General features: G+C 38.6%; 15 protein-coding genes. 5 read left to right on the forward strand and 10 right to left on the reverse strand.

Annotated features, from left to right (window positions below):
* Positions 1–1,014 precede the first annotated feature (1,014 nt).
* Entirely contained in the window at positions 1,015–2,010 is a 996-nt protein-coding gene (locus DSM03_RS10085; protein ID WP_128760392.1) for an NADP-dependent oxidoreductase, read from the forward strand.
* 125 nt (positions 2,011–2,135) lie between these two features.
* Here the strand turns inward: DSM03_RS10085 and map are convergent, their stop codons facing one another.
* The gene (map, locus tag DSM03_RS10090) at positions 2,136–2,900 is read right to left on the reverse strand and encodes a type I methionyl aminopeptidase (RefSeq protein WP_128760393.1); all 765 of its coding nucleotides are present in this window, start codon (positions 2,898–2,900) and stop codon (positions 2,136–2,138) included.
* Between the two features lie 180 nt (positions 2,901–3,080).
* On the opposite strand from map, the gene DSM03_RS10095 reads away from it, so the two are divergent.
* Positions 3,081–3,818, forward strand: a complete 738-nt coding sequence (locus DSM03_RS10095) for a hypothetical protein (protein ID WP_128760394.1) — start codon at positions 3,081–3,083, stop codon at positions 3,816–3,818.
* Positions 3,819–3,902: 84 nt separating this feature from the next.
* Here the strand turns inward: DSM03_RS10095 and DSM03_RS10100 are convergent, their stop codons facing one another.
* The 3 genes from DSM03_RS10100 to DSM03_RS10110 all read right to left on the reverse strand — a co-directional run bounded on the left by DSM03_RS10100 (position 3,903) and on the right by DSM03_RS10110 (position 8,267).
* Positions 3,903–4,880 carry an acyl-ACP desaturase gene (locus tag DSM03_RS10100; protein WP_128760395.1) on the reverse strand — a complete coding sequence of 326 codons (978 nt, stop codon included), beginning with the start codon at positions 4,878–4,880 and terminating at the stop codon, positions 3,903–3,905.
* A gap of 192 nt (positions 4,881–5,072) precedes the next feature.
* Complete coding sequence (locus DSM03_RS10105; protein ID WP_128760396.1) at positions 5,073–5,762, reverse strand: carboxypeptidase-like regulatory domain-containing protein; 690 nt, start codon at positions 5,760–5,762, stop codon at positions 5,073–5,075.
* A gap of 54 nt (positions 5,763–5,816) precedes the next feature.
* Positions 5,817–8,267: a S9 family peptidase gene (locus DSM03_RS10110; RefSeq protein WP_128760397.1), complete on the reverse strand. Its 2,451-nt coding sequence runs from the start codon at positions 8,265–8,267 to the stop codon at positions 5,817–5,819.
* 339 nt (positions 8,268–8,606) lie between these two features.
* Here DSM03_RS10110 and DSM03_RS10115 point away from each other — a divergent pair, with 339 nt between their 5' ends.
* Positions 8,607–9,614, forward strand: coding sequence for a 3-oxoacyl-ACP synthase III family protein (locus DSM03_RS10115; protein WP_128760398.1), 1,008 nt, complete (start codon positions 8,607–8,609; stop codon positions 9,612–9,614).
* A 105-nt stretch (positions 9,615–9,719) separates the two neighbouring features.
* Here DSM03_RS10115 and DSM03_RS10120 read toward each other — a convergent pair whose 3' ends face one another.
* From DSM03_RS10120 to fahA, 3 genes are all read right to left on the reverse strand, one after another.
* The gene (locus tag DSM03_RS10120) at positions 9,720–10,736 is read right to left on the reverse strand and encodes an acyl-CoA dehydrogenase family protein (protein WP_128760399.1); all 1,017 of its coding nucleotides are present in this window, start codon (positions 10,734–10,736) and stop codon (positions 9,720–9,722) included.
* Entirely contained in the window at positions 10,705–11,307 is a 603-nt protein-coding gene (gene pnuC, locus DSM03_RS10125) for a nicotinamide riboside transporter PnuC (RefSeq protein ID WP_128760400.1), read from the reverse strand. Before pnuC ends, DSM03_RS10120 begins: the two co-directional genes overlap by 32 nt.
* A gap of 257 nt (positions 11,308–11,564) precedes the next feature.
* Entirely contained in the window at positions 11,565–12,857 is a 1,293-nt protein-coding gene (gene fahA, locus DSM03_RS10130) for a fumarylacetoacetase (protein ID WP_128760401.1), read from the reverse strand.
* 109 nt (positions 12,858–12,966) lie between these two features.
* Here fahA and glyA point away from each other — a divergent pair, with 109 nt between their 5' ends.
* Both glyA and DSM03_RS10140 read left to right on the forward strand, forming a co-directional pair.
* The gene (glyA, locus tag DSM03_RS10135; RefSeq protein ID WP_128760402.1) at positions 12,967–14,241 is read left to right on the forward strand and encodes a serine hydroxymethyltransferase; all 1,275 of its coding nucleotides are present in this window, start codon (positions 12,967–12,969) and stop codon (positions 14,239–14,241) included.
* A 90-nt stretch (positions 14,242–14,331) separates the two neighbouring features.
* The gene (locus DSM03_RS10140; RefSeq protein WP_128760403.1) at positions 14,332–14,790 is read left to right on the forward strand and encodes a hypothetical protein; all 459 of its coding nucleotides are present in this window, start codon (positions 14,332–14,334) and stop codon (positions 14,788–14,790) included.
* A 125-nt stretch (positions 14,791–14,915) separates the two neighbouring features.
* Here DSM03_RS10140 and DSM03_RS10145 read toward each other — a convergent pair whose 3' ends face one another.
* The 3 genes from DSM03_RS10145 to DSM03_RS10155 form a co-directional block, all read right to left on the reverse strand.
* Complete coding sequence (locus DSM03_RS10145; RefSeq protein ID WP_128760404.1) at positions 14,916–15,359, reverse strand: 3-oxoacyl-ACP synthase; 444 nt, start codon at positions 15,357–15,359, stop codon at positions 14,916–14,918.
* Positions 15,360–15,541: 182 nt separating this feature from the next.
* Entirely contained in the window at positions 15,542–16,141 is a 600-nt protein-coding gene (locus tag DSM03_RS10150; protein WP_128760405.1) for an RDD family protein, read from the reverse strand.
* Between the two features lie 150 nt (positions 16,142–16,291).
* A complete protein-coding gene (locus DSM03_RS10155; protein ID WP_128760406.1) occupies positions 16,292–17,299 on the reverse strand; it encodes a hypothetical protein in 1,008 nt (335 codons plus the stop codon).
* Positions 17,300–17,427 lie beyond the last annotated feature (128 nt).

Below are 17,427 nucleotides of genomic sequence, written 5' to 3' on the forward strand. Positions count from 1 at the left end.
TGTTACAAATTATGAAATTAGAATTCTTAGATTAAGGTTTATCAGATACTTTGGTTTCAAAGCTTTTAATAGGAACTACAATGGTTTTAGCCCAAATGTCTCCAACGTGTTGATGCTTATCTGTAATTTTTAATTGTGATAATACCAACCAGTCCAAAAAGAAACCTATCAGCCGGGTCTAAAAAGGTGCCGTTTTAACGTCTCGCTAACTAAAAGCTTTCGGTTGCGTCCATTCTCAGGAATGGCTTGAAGACCTAAAACAGAATTTCCAATAGTTCCACCCAGACCGCTTTCACAACCCACTGTTATTAAGAACTAGATTAGTATAAGTATTAATGCAGGAAGACCAGTTATGGTAAAGATCCCATCTTCATCAGGGTTACCGAAATTAAACAAATAAGCAAAACTAAACCCATAAATCAGCGTGTAATTAATTAAATCAGCTAAGATGCGCTTAATTATTAGAGGTTGATGATTGAAAGTATTCAAAAGTTTAATTTAAATTATCTCTTCTCTATACTGTTGTATTAAGTCAACTTTAAGAAGACAAAATAGTTATTGCTCCTAAAGCTAAGCATCTTTTATATAATTAAGTTACTGTATTCCGTAGAGGTATTGTTTTTTAAACAATCATTTGAAAGTCACTGAAATAATTCTAACTTAAAAATCCCTTCAAAGCATATAAGAAGCAAAACTGAAGGAAATCTGAGCTAAAACCGATCTGAATCAAACCCCACTAGAGTTAAAAGTAGTATTGATCATTTTTTGAACAATAATGTTTTTTATCGATTAGATTTTTGTTTTAACAAGAGCTTTTTGATTATTACATGCTTGCTTTTTAATTCTGATCTTTTAATCGAAAAGTAATAGAAGTTTCTCTAAATACGCCGGAAATAAAGAATTTCAAAATCTAATTTTTAGCATAAATTCAAGTAGTAAGTTAAATACATATTAAAGAATTTAAATAAGACTCAATTGAAGTGTCGTTGGCTAATTTTGCAAAAAAAGAATTATATGACACAGACAATATTATTCAATAAAAGACCAGAAGGTGAGCCAACTTTAGATAGTTTTAAATTTATAAAGGAATCAATTGGTGAGCCACAAGAAGGAGAGTTATTGGTAGAAACACGTTACGTTTCTGTAGATCCGTACTTAAGAGGTCGTATGAACGATACAAAATCCTATGTACCGCCTTTTCAGGTGGGTGAACCTATGACTTCTGGGGTGGTTGCAGAAGTGATCACTTCAAAAAACGAGAACTTTAAAGCAGGAGATTTTGTTTCTAAAGTTATGCCATGGAAGCAACAGCAAGTCATCACTACAGACGACCTGCAAAAAGTAGACGCAAATCAAGCACCACTTTCTGCTTATTTGGGAGTTTTAGGAATGACCGGATTAACGGCTTACAACGGCCTTATGGAAATAGGGAAGCCTCAAAAAGGGGAGACCTTGTTGATTTCTGGAGCTGCAGGAGCTGTAGGAAGTATCGTGGGACAAATAGGTAAGATATTAGGATTACGTGTGGTAGGTATCGCAGGAAGTGACGAAAAGATAGACCTGTTGAAAGACAAATTTGGTTTTGATGCCGGTATCAATTATAAGGAAACATCAGATATTAAAAGTGCAATCGGAGATGCTTGTCCTGATGGTGTGGATATTTATTTTGATAATGTAGGAGGTGATATCTCAGATGCAGTACTCTATCACATCAATAAATTTGCCCGTATTATCAATTGTGGAGCTATCGCAGTATATAATAAAACTTCTATACCTCAGAGCCTGAGTGTACAACCCTTTTTAATTAAGAATAGCGCGCTGATGCAAGGTTTTATAGTTTCTAATTATGCGTCTAAGTTTGAAGAGGCTATAAAGCAATTGGCACAGTGGTTACAAGAAGATAAGCTGGATTATTCTGAAACTGTTGTAGAAGGTTTTGAAAATATTCCTCAAGCATTTTTAGATCTTTTTGAGGGTAAGAATAAAGGTAAAATGGTGGTTAAGGTTTAATCTCTTAAATAACACAGAATTTAAAATGCTCCGAGACTCAATAACGATTGATACCCGGGGCATTTTTTATATTCATTTTTGAATAAAGAATCTTTTTACACAGAATTCAGGTACTTAAACTCAACTCAATTCCAGATGCCATTTGCCTGAGTCAGTATCACAGGAGCAGCATCGGTAACTAAAATCGTATGTTCGTGCTGTGTGACATAACCGCCTCTGTTACCTACAAGCTTCCAGCCGTCATTCAATTCTACCGCTGTGTTGGATCTGGTTGAAATGAAGGTTTCGATAGCTACCGTAGTATTCTTCTTAAAGCGTTCGCGATTGCTGCGTACCCGATAGTTTAGGATGTTGTCAGGTGCTTCATGCAGACTTCTGCCTACGCCATGGCCGGCAAGGTTTTCAATGACCTTAAAGCCTTTTTTCTTCGCTTCGGTTTCTATAAGATGACCAACGTCTGCAATCTTAACACCACCTTTAATGCGATTGATTGCTTTTTGTAGAATGTATTTAGACGCATCTACCAGCGGCTGGTGGTTATGCAGATCTTTATCCAATATAAACGAACCTCCGTTGTCTGACCAGAAGCCATTGAGTTCTGCAGAAACGTCTATGTTGATCAAGTCACCTTCTTTTAAGATTTTTTTATTAGAAGGAATACCGTGAGCAACTTCTTTATTTACACTGATGCACGTATAACCGGGAAAACCATACGTCTCAAAAGGAGCTGATTTTGCTCCGTGCTTTTTCAAAAGCTTAGCACCATAATTGTCTAGTTCTTTAGTAGACATTCCAACTTTTGCATACTCACGCATCAGTCTAAGCGTTGTGGCAACCACTTCACTTATTTTTTGTATTCCTACTAATTCAGATTCTTTAGTAATAGACATTATGTGGGATTTTGTATTGCTGCAAAGTTAGTCTTTTTAAAAATATGCGTGGAAAGTGAAGCAAGATGTACCGCAGAATTTTGGGATTGAGAATAAGTTTTTGCACAATTCTTCGTTAATAACTGTAACAATTACATTTTAAAAGATGTCTTTTAATAGGAGTAACTTAGAAACAAGCAGATGAAGCATATAGACTATCTTGAGGAGTATTTAGAAGAATTACCAGAAGGGTATGTATTTACCCACGATGAATTTAAGGATATTCCCGGTTCAGAAGAGGCGATCGAAAGATACCTCAATAGCTTATCCAGAAAGGGTACGATCAATAAGTTGGCTAAAGATAAATTCTACAAACCACTTATAGCTGTAGAAGAAGATCTGTCGCTCAAACCGTATGAAGTTGTTAAAGATTTTCTTTTTAAAGATGGAAAACAAATAGGCTACCTTACCGGTGTCAGTAGTATTGCCGCTTTGAGTTTTGACCATACCAACCCTACACAAATCGAACTTGGTATAGCAGAAGTACGTAATCCCTTAAAACGAGGACCTTTTAAAATAACATTTATAAAACAGGAGAATCCTATCGTTCCAGCTCATATTCCCTATTTTAGAGTGTTAGATGTGTTGCGATTTATACACAAAACTACAGTTGTTACGCCAGACGAAATGTGTTTTTACATCACACAGCGGTTAACTGCTTTTACAGGAAGAGAACATCAAACACTCATCAAGCTTGCTAAGGCATATAATGCACGTACCCGAGCACTTACAGGAGCTCTTATAGAAAAAATAGGCTACATTAAGCCAGAGGTTTTAGAACTTTTAAAAGCATCTATTGCCGGCTGTACTTCTTTTACCTATCACATTGCATCAAAAAATCTACCCAATGCTAAAAACTGGAAGATTATATGTGACTAAGATCTTTTATTCTGAAATTATAATAAAAAGATCCCCGGTAAACAGTGTTTACCGGGGATTGATATTTTAAAAAAGTATGAACTACTAGGTAGCAATCCATCTAAATGTGTGATCGCGTTTAGGTACTACGATACGTTGCGAGATCCGTTCTAAACGATCAGGCAGATTCATTAGATAATCGCGGGCACGCTCTCCTTTATCGTTAAGCCCTTTAATATCATCAATCTTCCAGTCGGTAACTAATGATTTTAAAATGGTGATATAATCTTGTGTGGTATACACCATTGAGCGTTGAGCCGCATCAGAAAAATGTTCCCAGAGTTCGCCTATCTGCTGACCACTTTCGCGTAAGAACATAGCAGGCATTACAATTTTATTGCGCATCATCGCTTCAAAAGCCATCATCATTTCACTAGGATCCAGTTCAAAAATACGACGTACAAACTCCATATAAGCAGAAGCGTGACGGGCTTCGTCTTTTGCTATGGTATTACAAATTTTAGCAAGTTGTTTGTTACCTGATTTACGAGAAAACGAAGCTACACGACGGTGTGATACATTGGTAGCCAACTCTTGAAAGCTCGTGTATACAAAGTTCTTATACGGGTCCATCCCGGTACCAATATCAAAACCATCGCTGATAAGGTATTGTGTACTTACTTCCATCTCGCGCATATTCACACGACCGGATAGGTATAAGTATTTGTTTAAAAGATCACCGTGACGGTTTTCTTCAGCCGTCCAGGCACGAACCCATTTAGACCATCCGTTACCATTTACCTGATCTACACCCTGCACACTCATTAGCCAGGATTCGTAGGTAGGAAGCGCTTCTTCTGTAATCGTATCACCTACCAAAACGGTAAAAAGGTCGTAATCCATCTCGCGGCAAAGCTCCTGAATTTCCTTAACATCGTCAATGAATTCCGGGTTTGTCGCATCTGGAAGCATATCAGTAGGCTGCCAGTTTTCTTCAACAGATTTGAGGTATTTGCCTATCAACTCATCCATAGATTTTCCTATGGTTTGCATGACTTCTAGACGTATATTATTTAATTCCATGGGTATTATGCTAATCGTTAAATGACATATGTAGGGTTTGTGCTTAAAAAACGCTTAAGCATCGTGCGTAAAGGTAGCAGTTTTAGACGGTTTGTACTTTAAATGCTATAAAATCTTACTATGCGTGCATAGTTTCTAGCTTCTCAGTTTTGTGTTTTCAAAGTTATTCGACTACTTTGATTAAAATTCTTTTTACTGATACTTAGAACGTGGTTTTTTTGTCTGCTTATTTTGATTTCTAATTATTATTACTTCCCCCATTAAAGCTTCGGTCATTGTAAGCTTAAATGTTCGATTCAAATTCTCCTTATCAAGTTTAAATTCCTGTACTTCAAAACCCACATAACTACATCTGATTGTGTTATACTTTTTAAAGTCTTCAGCTGATAGTTTTATAGTAAAATTTCCATCAAAGTCAGTTTGAAACGTCTTTCCAGAATTTATCAACTCAACATAAACACCTGGAAGTGGGACGTCAGATTCCTCAGATATAGTTCCATTGAAAGTGAAGACATCTTTATTACTAACAAAAAGATGATCATTTCGCCCGTCATATTGATCCTTTTGCTCTGTCTTAACTTCAGTTTCCTGCCCCATCGCTGGTTCGCATAATGCTAACAGTGATGTAAACGCAGCAGCAATTCCCAGATTTTTAAAAGGTTTATTTTCCGGAGTAAAATAAGTGGTTTCCAGTTGGTCTTTGCGGTACCGCCCACAAATTTTCTCACCGTTTTTAACCTTATCGGCAATTTGTTTTCGCGACAGCTCAGTAAAATCGACAACTTCTTTTTTACAACTCGCACAAAACCGACCTTGCGAAGCAGGTGTCATTAACGACCAGTCCTCGTGGCAGGGTTCGGGTATGTGAAGTTTAAAATACATTTTTTCGGTTTACTGTTTTCTGTTAAATCGTTTTTTAACCTGCCAACTAAAAAACTATTTTCTAAGCTCTTCTTTATTCTTGATATCGCTTACATCTCGATTCTTTACATACTGCTCCAGCCATTGATCCTGTTCCCACAGCATATGCAGTATTGATTCTTTAGCGGCATAACCGTGACTCTCTTTAGGTAGCATCACTAATCGTGCCGTTGCGCCTAATCCTTTTAACGCATTAAAATAACGTTCACTTTGTAATGGGTAGGTTCCACTGTTGTTATCAGCCACTCCGTGAATCAGCAGTAAGGGAGTTTTCATCGTATCGGCGTGCATAAACGGACTCATCTCATAATAGATTTCTGGTGCCTCCCAGTAGTTACGCTCTTCAGACTGAAACCCAAAAGGCGTCAGCGTACGGTTATAAGCTCCGCTTCGGGCGATACCGGCAGCAAAAAGATCAGAATGCGACAATAAGTTTGCGGTCATAAAAGCCCCGTAGGAGTGTCCACCAACGGCTACTTTATTTCGGTCTATATAACCGAGTTCATCAACAGCATCAATCGCCGCTTTTCCGTTAGCAACAAGTTGTTTGATAAAGGTATCATTAGGTTCGGTGTCTCCTTCACCTACAATAGGGAATGAAGCATCATCAAGCACCACATAACCACGGGTCACCCAGTATACCATAGAACCGTAATAGGGATAGGTAAACTCATTGGGGTTTGAAGTGGTTTGCCCGGCGCTATTTTTGTCTTTGTACTCGGTAGGATAAGCCCACAGCAGCATCGGTTTTTTCTCCTTCTTTTCCATATCGTAACCCACCGGCAGGTATAAAGTCCCGGAAAGTTCGAGTCCGTCATCGCGCTTGTACTTGATCACTTCTTTGTGTACATCCTGAATACTTTTAAACGGATTCTCAAATCGCGTGATCTGCTTTAAGCTATTATTGTTTAGATCGCGGATGTAATAATTGGGATATTCGGTAGGGGCTTCTATACGAACCAGGATTTTTCCGGCTTCCATATCAATTGCCTCCTGTAAATTTTCAAGTTTATCGGTGTATTCTGACTCATAAATGCGTTCTTTTTCCTGAGTTGTCAAATTCACTTTATCTATAAATGGAAACTGTCCGCGGTCGCTAAAACCGTCACCTATCAGGTAAGCGTTTCCGTCAATAAGTGTGAGTACGTTTCGTCCATAATCATTTTCGTGCGTTACAAAATTTCCGGGATCGCTGTAGGTGTCCTGATAATTTCGGTCTGAAATCAATACTGGTTCTGCCGAAGCATCAGCGGGATTGAAGGTATAGGTTTTGGTATTTCGCGTATTCCACCAGTAATCGTAGGCAACAGCGGTAGAATCATTGCCCCAGGTTATGCCGCTGTAACGGTTTATGGTTTTAATCACCGGTTTCACAGCACCGGTAAAAGGCGCCTCCTGCATATAAACCTGATCGCGGAATGGAACATCCACCTCGGGGTCTCCTTTATCTAAGGCCTCTGCCCAGACTAAAGTAGCAGGTTTGTCTGCACGCCAGTTGAGGCTGCGTTTTCCGGTTTGAGTCGCCATAAAGCCCTGAGGTAATTCTTCGATTAGTGGTACCTCATTAACTACTTTTACTTCGGTTCCGTCCTTTTTATATACGGTTACGGTTTCCGGAAAGCGATAATACGGAACGATATAGGAGAAGGGTTTATGAATACTGGTAACCATTACATATTCGCCATCGGGCGAAAAGGATACGTTTGTAAACATATCTGCAGTATGCCAGATGGTTGAGGTACCATCAAGGTCTTTTTTTACCAAAACAGAAGTGGCCAGTTGCTCAAAGTTAGCCACATCATTGGGGTTTTGCAGTAAATCCTGATAGGTGCGGTTTTGTGCTTTAGAACCGTCACTGGTAGAAATCGTAGGACCGGTAGGTACCGCTTCAGCCGTATTTATCAATTCTTTTCGGGTAGCCGGAAGCATATTCAATAACAGACTTTTTCCGTCTTTAAACCAGCTGATGGGATTGCCCATATTGGCGTTGAGTGTTGCTTCGGTCAATTTACTAACAGAAGCTTTATCCAAATCCAGAATCCAAACTTCTACACCCGAATCTGTGGTGTTAGTAAGGGCCATTTTGCTTTCGTCCGGTGACCAGCTGAAATTACTCAGCTTAGGATTTTCGGGTAGTCCGCTGATCTCGCGGGCATCCATCTCATCAACACCTTTGATTTTTACATCATTGTAAAAGGTCGTTCTGCTGCCAATATTGGTTTTTGGATTGATGCGCAGTCCGCCCAGGCGTAGTTCTTCTTCAGAAAGTTCGGCGATGGTTTTATAGCTGTCTCTGTAGAGGAGGAGCATGGTGTCTCCATCAGAGTTCATCACCACGGCTGGAGCCCGGGGTACATCAACGAGTTCGAGAATTTCTTCAGGCGGTTTCTGGTAGTCCAGATTGACCTGAGCGAACACCGATGCGGTGAGCAGAAATAAAAGGCTAAAGAGGTGGAGTTGTTTCATAGTAGGAATGTGCTTTTTTGGATTGAATCGATAATCGATTTATAATGCTCTGTAATTTAATCAAAAATGTTTGGAAAGTTTAGGGTTTTCTGTTTTGTAGGAAAGTTGAAACATGTAAAGTTTAATCGTTGAATCGTGAAAAGGTTGAATCGTTTTTTTTCCACTTCTCACCATTGAAACTGGGTACTAAAAATTTATAATTATTAAAGGCACTTATTATGCACGCATAGCTAAAGAGGAATACTTTAAAACATTTAAAATTGAAGAAACAGTATCTTAGGCGACTTATTAGGTGGGTATTTTGCTACACCTGTAAAAACCAATAGATTTTTTTAAACTATGTATAATTCTCGAATAGCCGGTATGGGTGCTTATGTTCCTGAGAACGTGGTAACCAATGATGATTTGTCTAAAGTAATGGAAACAAATGACGCCTGGATTCAGGAGCGTACGGGTATCAAAGAACGGCGCCATATCAAAGAAGGGGATGGCAATACCACAGCGGTAATGGGTGTAAAAGCAGCAAAAATCGCTCTAGAGCGCGCAAAAATGACGGCTCAGGACATTGATATGATCGTTTTTGCCACATTGAGCCCGGATTATTATTTTCCAGGATGTGGGGTGCAGGTGCAGGAAATGCTCGATATGCATACCGTACCCGCTCTTGATGTGCGTAATCAATGTAGCGGCTTTGTGTATGCCCTTTCTACGGCAGATCAGTTTATCAAGACCGGAATGTATAAAAACATTCTCGTGATTGGTTCTGAAAATCACAGTGGCGGATTGGATATGACCACACGGGGTCGTAGCGTTTCGGTGATTTTTGGCGATGGGGCAGGAGCTGCAGTGCTTACCCGGGAAGAGGATAACAGCAAAGGTATCTTATCTACGCATTTGCACAGTGAAGGTAAACATGCGCTTGAACTCTCGCTTAAAGGTCCGAGTACTATGGAGTGGGTGCCCGAGTTGATCGAGAAAAATCCTCAGGAAGATATCCCCTATTATCCCTATATGAACGGCCAATTTGTATTTAAAAATGCGGTTGTGCGCTTCGCGGAAGTGATTAATGAAGGTCTCGAAAAGAATAGCCTTACGGCGCAAGATATCGATATGCTGATTCCGCATCAGGCGAATTTGCGAATTTCGCAGTTCGTTCAGAAAAAGTTTGGGTTGTCTGACGATCAGGTGTATAACAATATCCAAAAATACGGAAACACCACAGCAGCATCAATCCCAATCGCGTTAACTGAAGCCTGGGAAAATGGAAAAATAAAAGAAGGGGATACAGTGGTACTTGCAGCCTTTGGTAGCGGATTCACCTGGGCAAGTGCGATTATTAAATGGTAGAGACCTCTCTGCCCTCCGGGCATCTCTTCCAATGGGCGAGAATTTCAATAAAATCTAAAAAGGTAACACTATTAATTTGTTGCCTTTTTTAATTTTTAATTCCGCTTAGCGGGTGAAATTGCGGTGTTGCGTGGCTGTGAAATAGTCTCTAAAAATCTGATTGATGATATTGTTTTCTCTTGCAGCATTGATCCCTAAATGTGGATACATCTCAATAATTGCTTGAGAAAGCCGTCTTACCGAAGCAGTAGCGGTCTCGTGAACCAGTATGATAAAATCAGCAGTAAGACCTTTACCAAATTCTATTTGTTGTTCAATAGTTTCAGCAAAGGCATCACTGTTTTGATTGGCTTTAGCGATGGTATCTTTCAGTGATTTAATATCTAAATCTTTATCAATTTTTAGGACTTCTTCTTTAAAATGGGTAGACATACCGATATAATTGACCCAGAGCGTCAAATCTGCAAATACCCGAAAGTTGACTTTAAAAATAGGATTGGGTAGGTTAAACTGATCGTATTGAAAGCTATCTGCTTCCTCAACCATCAAATCTTCAATGTTAAAGGAACAGGTACTTGAGGCCTGCATTCCCATCGTATTCCAGTCGTCAATAAGATTAACACCTGCTTTGGGAACGACAAAGGATTTAAATAGCGGGCTTCCATCTTCCTGTAAGAGTTCTTTTCCGTTTTCTTTGATTTTTGCATTGACAGTGACGTGGGTGAGATAGGGGCCTCCGGTAGCATACTTCCAGGTTCCGGAAAGTTTATACTGATCGCCTGTTTTTTCGGCTACGCCAAATAAGCCCCCGCTACCGCCCAGAATGGGTTTTTGATGGGTGCCTGTAAAAATACGCTGCGCTGTCTCCCGCTTCAGGTTTCCTATAAAATAATTGGCACCGCTGCAGAGCGTGACTGTCCAGCCCAGGCTTCCGTCTATTTGAGCGAGTTCTTTCAGTTTGTGCAGTCCTTCAACCAGCGTTAATTCTAATCCGCCATGGCTTTTAGGTACCCAGATATTCCATAGGTTTTCACTAGTAATCCATTCCAGAATCTCCGGACTTAATTTTTTCGCCCCTAAAAGACGTTTGCTAAGCAGTTTGTGGTCTGAGTTCTTGTTCATTTTTGATTAGTTTTCGCCATTTTAAATATCCCGAAGTACCCACAATAAATAAGAAAACGGTAAGGCCGGCATAAATGTATAGTTCTTTGTTAATGAGTAGGGGTATAGAAATGATGTTGCTAATGTTGAGGTAGATCCAGTTTTCAATTTTTCGCTTGGCCATCAACCACATTCCTGCCCAGGCAAATGCGCTTACTACAGAATCCAGATAGGGTACATCAGAATTGGTATGCTGCGTGAGCCAATAACACATCAACACAAAGCAACCGGCAACAATGCCCGCTGCTTTTAAATGTTCGTTACGGGTAGCATAGGTGATAGGTGTTTCGTGTTGCTGCTTGCCAAACTTCCAATACAGCCAACCGTATACGCTCATCACCAGGTAGTAGAGGTGCAGCAAAATATCGGCATAGAGTTTAGAATGGTACAGCACCCACATCCCGATAACTATACTAATAATGCCAAAAATATAATTGTTGACGTTGTTCTTGTGGGCAAGTAAAACCTGAGTAATACCAAAAGCGGTACCCAACCATTGTAGCCAAATAAAATTCATAAAAAAACCTTCCATCAGATGTGGTTTTGAATTACCAAAAACATGAGGAGATGTGCCACAGAGGCATCAAAAAGGAGAACCCTTTTTGGCTTAAATCCCTACGCCGGCATTATCCGGATCAGGTGTAGAGCAGTTGCTCCCGGGTATCATCTCAGCCTACATTCAATTGAGTAAGCACCCCATTTCTAGTTGTAAAGTTAGGTGTATCTTATTAAAAAACGCCCTAAAATCAGATAGATTTAGGGCGTTTTTTAAAAGTCTTTTAAAGCCAATTATTTTTTCTTCGGTTTAAAAACCGGAAGTATTTTTGTGGAAACCTCGCCGAAACCGATGCGGGCAGCTCCGGTTTTTTCACAATGTCCGCGTACGATCACGGTATCTTTATCTTCAATGAATTTGCGGTCACCGCCTTCTTTCAATTTAACTGGTTTAGAGCCCTTCCAGCTTAGTTCTAACATAGAACCATATGACTTGGGAGTAGGCCCTGAAATGGTACCGCTACCCATCATATCTCCACTGTTTACAGGGCAACCGTTAATAGTATGATGCGCCAGTTGCTGGCTCATATTCCAGTATAAATGCTTAAAGTTAGATTTAGAAACTACTGTTTCTGTTTTATTTTCAGGCTTGATGCTAACTTCAAGGTTGATGTCAAAAGTCTTTTTACCTGTATATTCTAAATACGGAAGTAATTCTTTTTCCGGCTTTGGGCTTGCAGTTCTAAATGGCTCTAGAGCATCTAAAGTAACAATCCACGGTGATACCGAAGAAGCAAAGTTCTTTCCTAAGAACGGTCCTAATGGAGCATATTCCCAACGCTGAATGTCGCGGGCACTCCAATCGTTAAATAATACCAGACCAAAGATGTATTCTTCAGCTTGATCTGCAGGAATGGGTTGTCCCAATTCGTTTGCGTCTGTGGTGATGAATGCCATCTCCAATTCAAAGTCTAACTGACGCGACGGCCCAAAAATAGGTTCAGTAGCACCATTAGGTAACTTCTGACCTTGCGGTCTGTGAACCGGAATCCCAGATGGGATGATAGAACTACTACGACCGTGATACGCAACGGGCATATGTAACCAGTTTGGCATCAGTGCATTTTCAGGATCACGAAACATCGAGCCTACATTAGTAGCGTGCTCTTTACTGCTGTAAAAATCAGTATAATCACCTATTTGTACAGGAAGTTGCATTTCGACTTCATCGAGCGCAAAAATAACTGTATCACGATGATCAGAATTGTCTCTTAGATCAGCATTACTTTCTTCAAAAATTTCAGAAATACGATTGCGTACGGCACGCCAGGTTTTACGACCGTCGGCGATAAAATCATTTAGGGTATCCTGTAGGAAAATATCATCTGTAAGTGGTATCCCTTCAAAATAACCCAATTGATGCAATGCACCCAGATCTATTGCAAAATCACCAATGCGTGTACCTATGGTGATGATATCATCACGAGTTAAAAACACGCCAAAAGGAATATTCTGAATAGGGAAATCTGTTTGTGCAGGCGTTTCAAGCCAGGTTTTACGTTTAGGATCGTTAGTCTTTGAAGGCATATATTTTTAATAAAATGTTAGTAAATGCTCATTTCAAATATAGAATTAAAATAGTACCAACCAATTCTAATGATTACTTTTGCACCTAATTTAACAAACTTTATAAAGCATGCAACGGGATACTGAAATCTTTGATCTTATTCAGGAAGAAAAACAACGTCAACTTAATGGTTTAGAGTTAATTGCATCAGAGAACTTTGTCAGTGAGCAAGTTATGGAAGCTGCGGGCTCTGTGCTTACCAATAAATATGCAGAAGGGTACCCCGGAAAGCGTTATTATGGAGGCTGTGAGGTAGTAGATGTGGTAGAGCAAATAGCAATAGACCGCGCCAAAGAACTTTTTGGAGCAGAATATGCTAATGTACAACCACACTCCGGTTCACAAGCGAATACTGCAGTTTTTCACGCCGTAATGAAACCGGGAGAAACTTTTTTAGGTTTTGATCTTTCTCACGGGGGGCACCTTACACATGGTTCGCCGGTAAACTTCTCAGGTCGTTTATACAATCCTCTATTTTATGGTGTTGATAAAGAGACCGGATTATTAAACTATGACAAGATCGAAGCGCTTGCTGTGCAAGAAAAGCCAAAGATGATCATTGCCGGTGCATCTGCATACAGCCGCGAGATCGATTATAAGCGTTTCCGTGAAATCGCAGATAAAGTAGGAGCGATTCTAATGTGTGATATGGCACACCCTGCCGGTTTGATCGCAAAAGGAATCATAGGAGACCCGGTACCGCATTGTCATATTTGTACAACAACAACCCATAAAACTTTACGCGGGCCACGCGGTGGTTTAATATTGATGGGTAAAGATTTTGAAAACCCATTTGGTATCAAATTAAAGAATGGAAACTTACGTATGATGTCTTCTTTATTAGACAGCGGAATTTTCCCAGGGAATCAAGGTGGTCCTTTAGAGCATATAATCGCTGCAAAAGCCATTGCATTTGGAGAAGCACTTACTGATGATTTCTTACACTATATGGTTCAGGTAAAAAAGAATGCTGCTGTTATGGCTGCTGCTTTTGTTGAAAAAGGGTACGATATTATTTCTGGCGGAACAGACAATCATATGATGTTGATTGATCTTAGGAATAAAGATATTTCTGGTAAAGATGCTGAAGAAGCTTTAGGAAAAGCAGATATCACCGTTAATAAGAATATGGTACCATTTGATACCCGATCTCCATTTGTAACTTCCGGGATGCGTATAGGTGTTGCCGCGGTAACTACCCGTGGATTAGTAGAAGCTGATATGGCTAAGGTTGTTGAGCTTATAGATGCAGCATTAGTGAATTTTCAGGATGATGATAAATTAGAAGAACTTGCCGGTCAGGTAAACGAAATGATGGGAGATCGTCCTTTGTTTAAGAGCTAGTATTCAATTACTTGTATAAAATTTTAAACCGACGTTTTTCGTCGGTTTTTTTGTTAAAAAAAGCTTGATATATTCTATAGTATTTTTTATTTGCCTCGTTTTAAATTTAGGGGCAATATATTATTAATTAGAATTATGACTAAGGGGCGCGTTATTTATCTGGTTGAGAGCAATGTTGATTTTAAAAATAGGACTGAAAGGCTTTTAAAAAACATATGGGGAACTACCACTGTGAAGTTATTCAGTTCTTGTATTGAGGCTTATAATTTCATGGAGAATCAGCAACAGTTTTCTAATAAAGAATACCCGGATTTGGTTTTTCTTGGAGAAGGCTCCTCTGAAGAATGTATCAATAATTTCCTGAATTATTGTTCAAGTTCTCCTAATGAGACAATTAAACAGACGCTTATATATTTGCTTTTAAGTCCCTTAGAACCATTGACCGATACTGTTTTAAAGCAGAAAGATAAAATCAAGGGTTTTCTTGAGAAGCCAATATGTACTGAGGCAATTTGTGAAATTGTGAGAAATACAGACTTAGCTAGTTAGCCTTATCTAGCAAAAAAAATCCTGAATACTTTAAAGGTTAGGATGTTTAAAAAAACTTAAATGGTCTTCTATCAGTATCAATTTTATAACTAAAAAACCCGAAGCTATTGCCTCGGGTTTTTTAGTTATAAAATTTCGGTTACCGTTATTTTTTGATCTCTAAAGGTTATAGTTTCCCCGGCTTGAGTGCCTGTTAGTAATTCGCCTATAGGAGAAGCACTCGAGATGCAATATACATTTACAGTATCCAGCTTAATTTCGCCATATGGGATTCCTATAAAATAGTTGGCTTTATCGGTAAGCACCAGACTACCTTCTCCTATTAACGTATTTGGCGTCATACTGATTCGGTTTAAAACCTCTTTCTGTTTTTCAACCTGATCCATTTGACCCTGTGTGCGTTCCATTTCCTGCTGAATCATTTCAACACCAGTTTCATATTTATCACCGGCACTACTTTTACCATCGCTTTCGCGGGATTCAATAAGGCTGGCTTTTGTATCCTGTAATTGAGCAAGTTTAGTGTTTAAACGTGTGCGCAATTCTTGTATAAGAGCTTTCTTTTGCATGTAGCAATTTTGTTTTTAAGGCGGGCGAAATTAGTCTAAAACAACATAGCTTGTTCAGTTTTTTTCGCAGTAGCGGAATAATTTATTGAGAGTTTTACTTAATAATCGAGATTTGCATGCTTCGAGACTTATCTTGCTCTAAAATGAATTTTTCAGTTTAATGCTTTGCGGGTGTCGCAAAGTTACTCTCGATCTTTTATAACACGCGTCTTTGAAAATCTATCGTGCAATCCTCTTTTCACAATTAGATAAGAAAGTCTATCAAATGGTATTAATCTGCACAACGTGCGGATGAGAATTGTTTTTCCGTCCGGTTTGTTGCCTGATTCTGTTACAACTATTGTTTTGGTAATATATTTTCCGGCTGTTTTTTGGAAGAAATATTCTGAGAGTCCATAGTACGCTAGAAATATCAGGAGAATCATTCCGTAACCTATAGCTTGTAAAAGATTATTGTTTGTAGTTACAAATACCGAATCAAGAGCTAAACTTGCTATCAAAACCAACAATACAAAAATCACAAAATCAATTAGGAAATTCGTAAATCGCATTCCTGAACTGCTCACGTAATTCTGAATTTCTTTTACCGCATCATTATCTTGAGCTACAGACTTTACCAAATTGGCCATTTGCAGTTTAGATATTTTTCTTCGTGAGAGCTCGTCTTCTGCAGCTTGTACAGCTTCTGGTTCATATTTGTGAACTTCTACGGTAACGATGCGAACCAGTTCTTTGTCTGAACATTTTTTAAGTTTAGACAAATAGGGCTTCTGCTTACTCATTATTTTTTATTTTTTTAAAGGTGCGATAAATTTAGCAAAACTCTAGGTGTGCCATATCTTGCTTTCTATTCTGTATTTTTTTAATGTCGGGTTCTAAGATAGATTTTATTCAAAATAGAAAATTTGAAAAGTACTGTTTAGAACTTTAAACTATAACGAAGAAGTGTGTTGATTTTCTAAATAATCCAGAATACCTTGTATTTGGTTTTCAAGATATTCATCTGCTTTTGTGTTTAATAGTACTTTATTGTCTTTATCGAGGATGGTGGTTTGTAATGCATCGACCTGAGTATAACCCCTACTTTCTCTACCATCAAGTAAAGTTTCGTGCATGGATTGTATAAATAATTTTTTGAAATCAATATAGCTGTTATTAGCAGGAACTTTTAGAATGTGTATAGCGTTGCCAAACTTTACTTTTAAATTCGACATCAATTCTTCTAGGATATACTTTTCATTATCTGAATAGGAATCGGTAATCATTATTTTTAATACTGGCTTATTACCCTTTTCAAAGAAAGGATTTTCATCATACTTTTCTGAAAGTAGATAACTTTTAATTTCGTTATTAATTGAAATTGGAGGAAGTCCTCTAACAGTATGGATGTCCGCTTTAGACATACGCTTATTTAAGCGATCATCATCTGAAGGCCAAAATATACTTTCCGCAAAATATTCTTGCGATAAAAATCCTTGACGAGCGGCAAGTTCTGCATAGGTTATCTTTACCCAAAGATCCCGTACATCATCTAAAGTTGTATCTATATAATTAAAGAGGTTTTTATTGATTTCTAGGTAATCCCTATAGTTAAAAGTACTTTGCTCAATCTGATTTAATTTTTTAAAATAGGTTTCTAGACTATCTTTATACTCAATAATTGCCTTATCTTCAGGTGTCTGTTGAATGTTTTCAGTAGATAGACCACTGCTCAAATCACCGGTTATTTTTAAACCATTAAAATTAAGGATTTTATAAATGGTATTTTCGGGTTGTGGTTCAGCATTGGGATCAATGGTATCCGGTAGTGTATAAATCTTCAACAATTCTCCGGTATAAAATCTCATATATTCTTTAGATCTTATAGCGTCTACAGTACCGGAAGGTGAAAGGTACCAGCCGGGATTTAAATCGGTTATGTAGAGTTGTTGATGTTTCATTCCTGTAATATTTTTTTCAAGAATAGGTTCTAAGCCAGAATAAGGTGGGGGCCCCCAAGTCTTTGGTCTAAAATCACAGCTAATGGAAGAGAGTAGAAAAACGCTTAATAAAATCTGGAGATAGTTAT

The sequence above is a fragment of the Leeuwenhoekiella aestuarii genome, assembly GCF_004104055.1.
GTDB lineage: Bacteria > Bacteroidota > Bacteroidia > Flavobacteriales > Flavobacteriaceae > Leeuwenhoekiella > Leeuwenhoekiella aestuarii.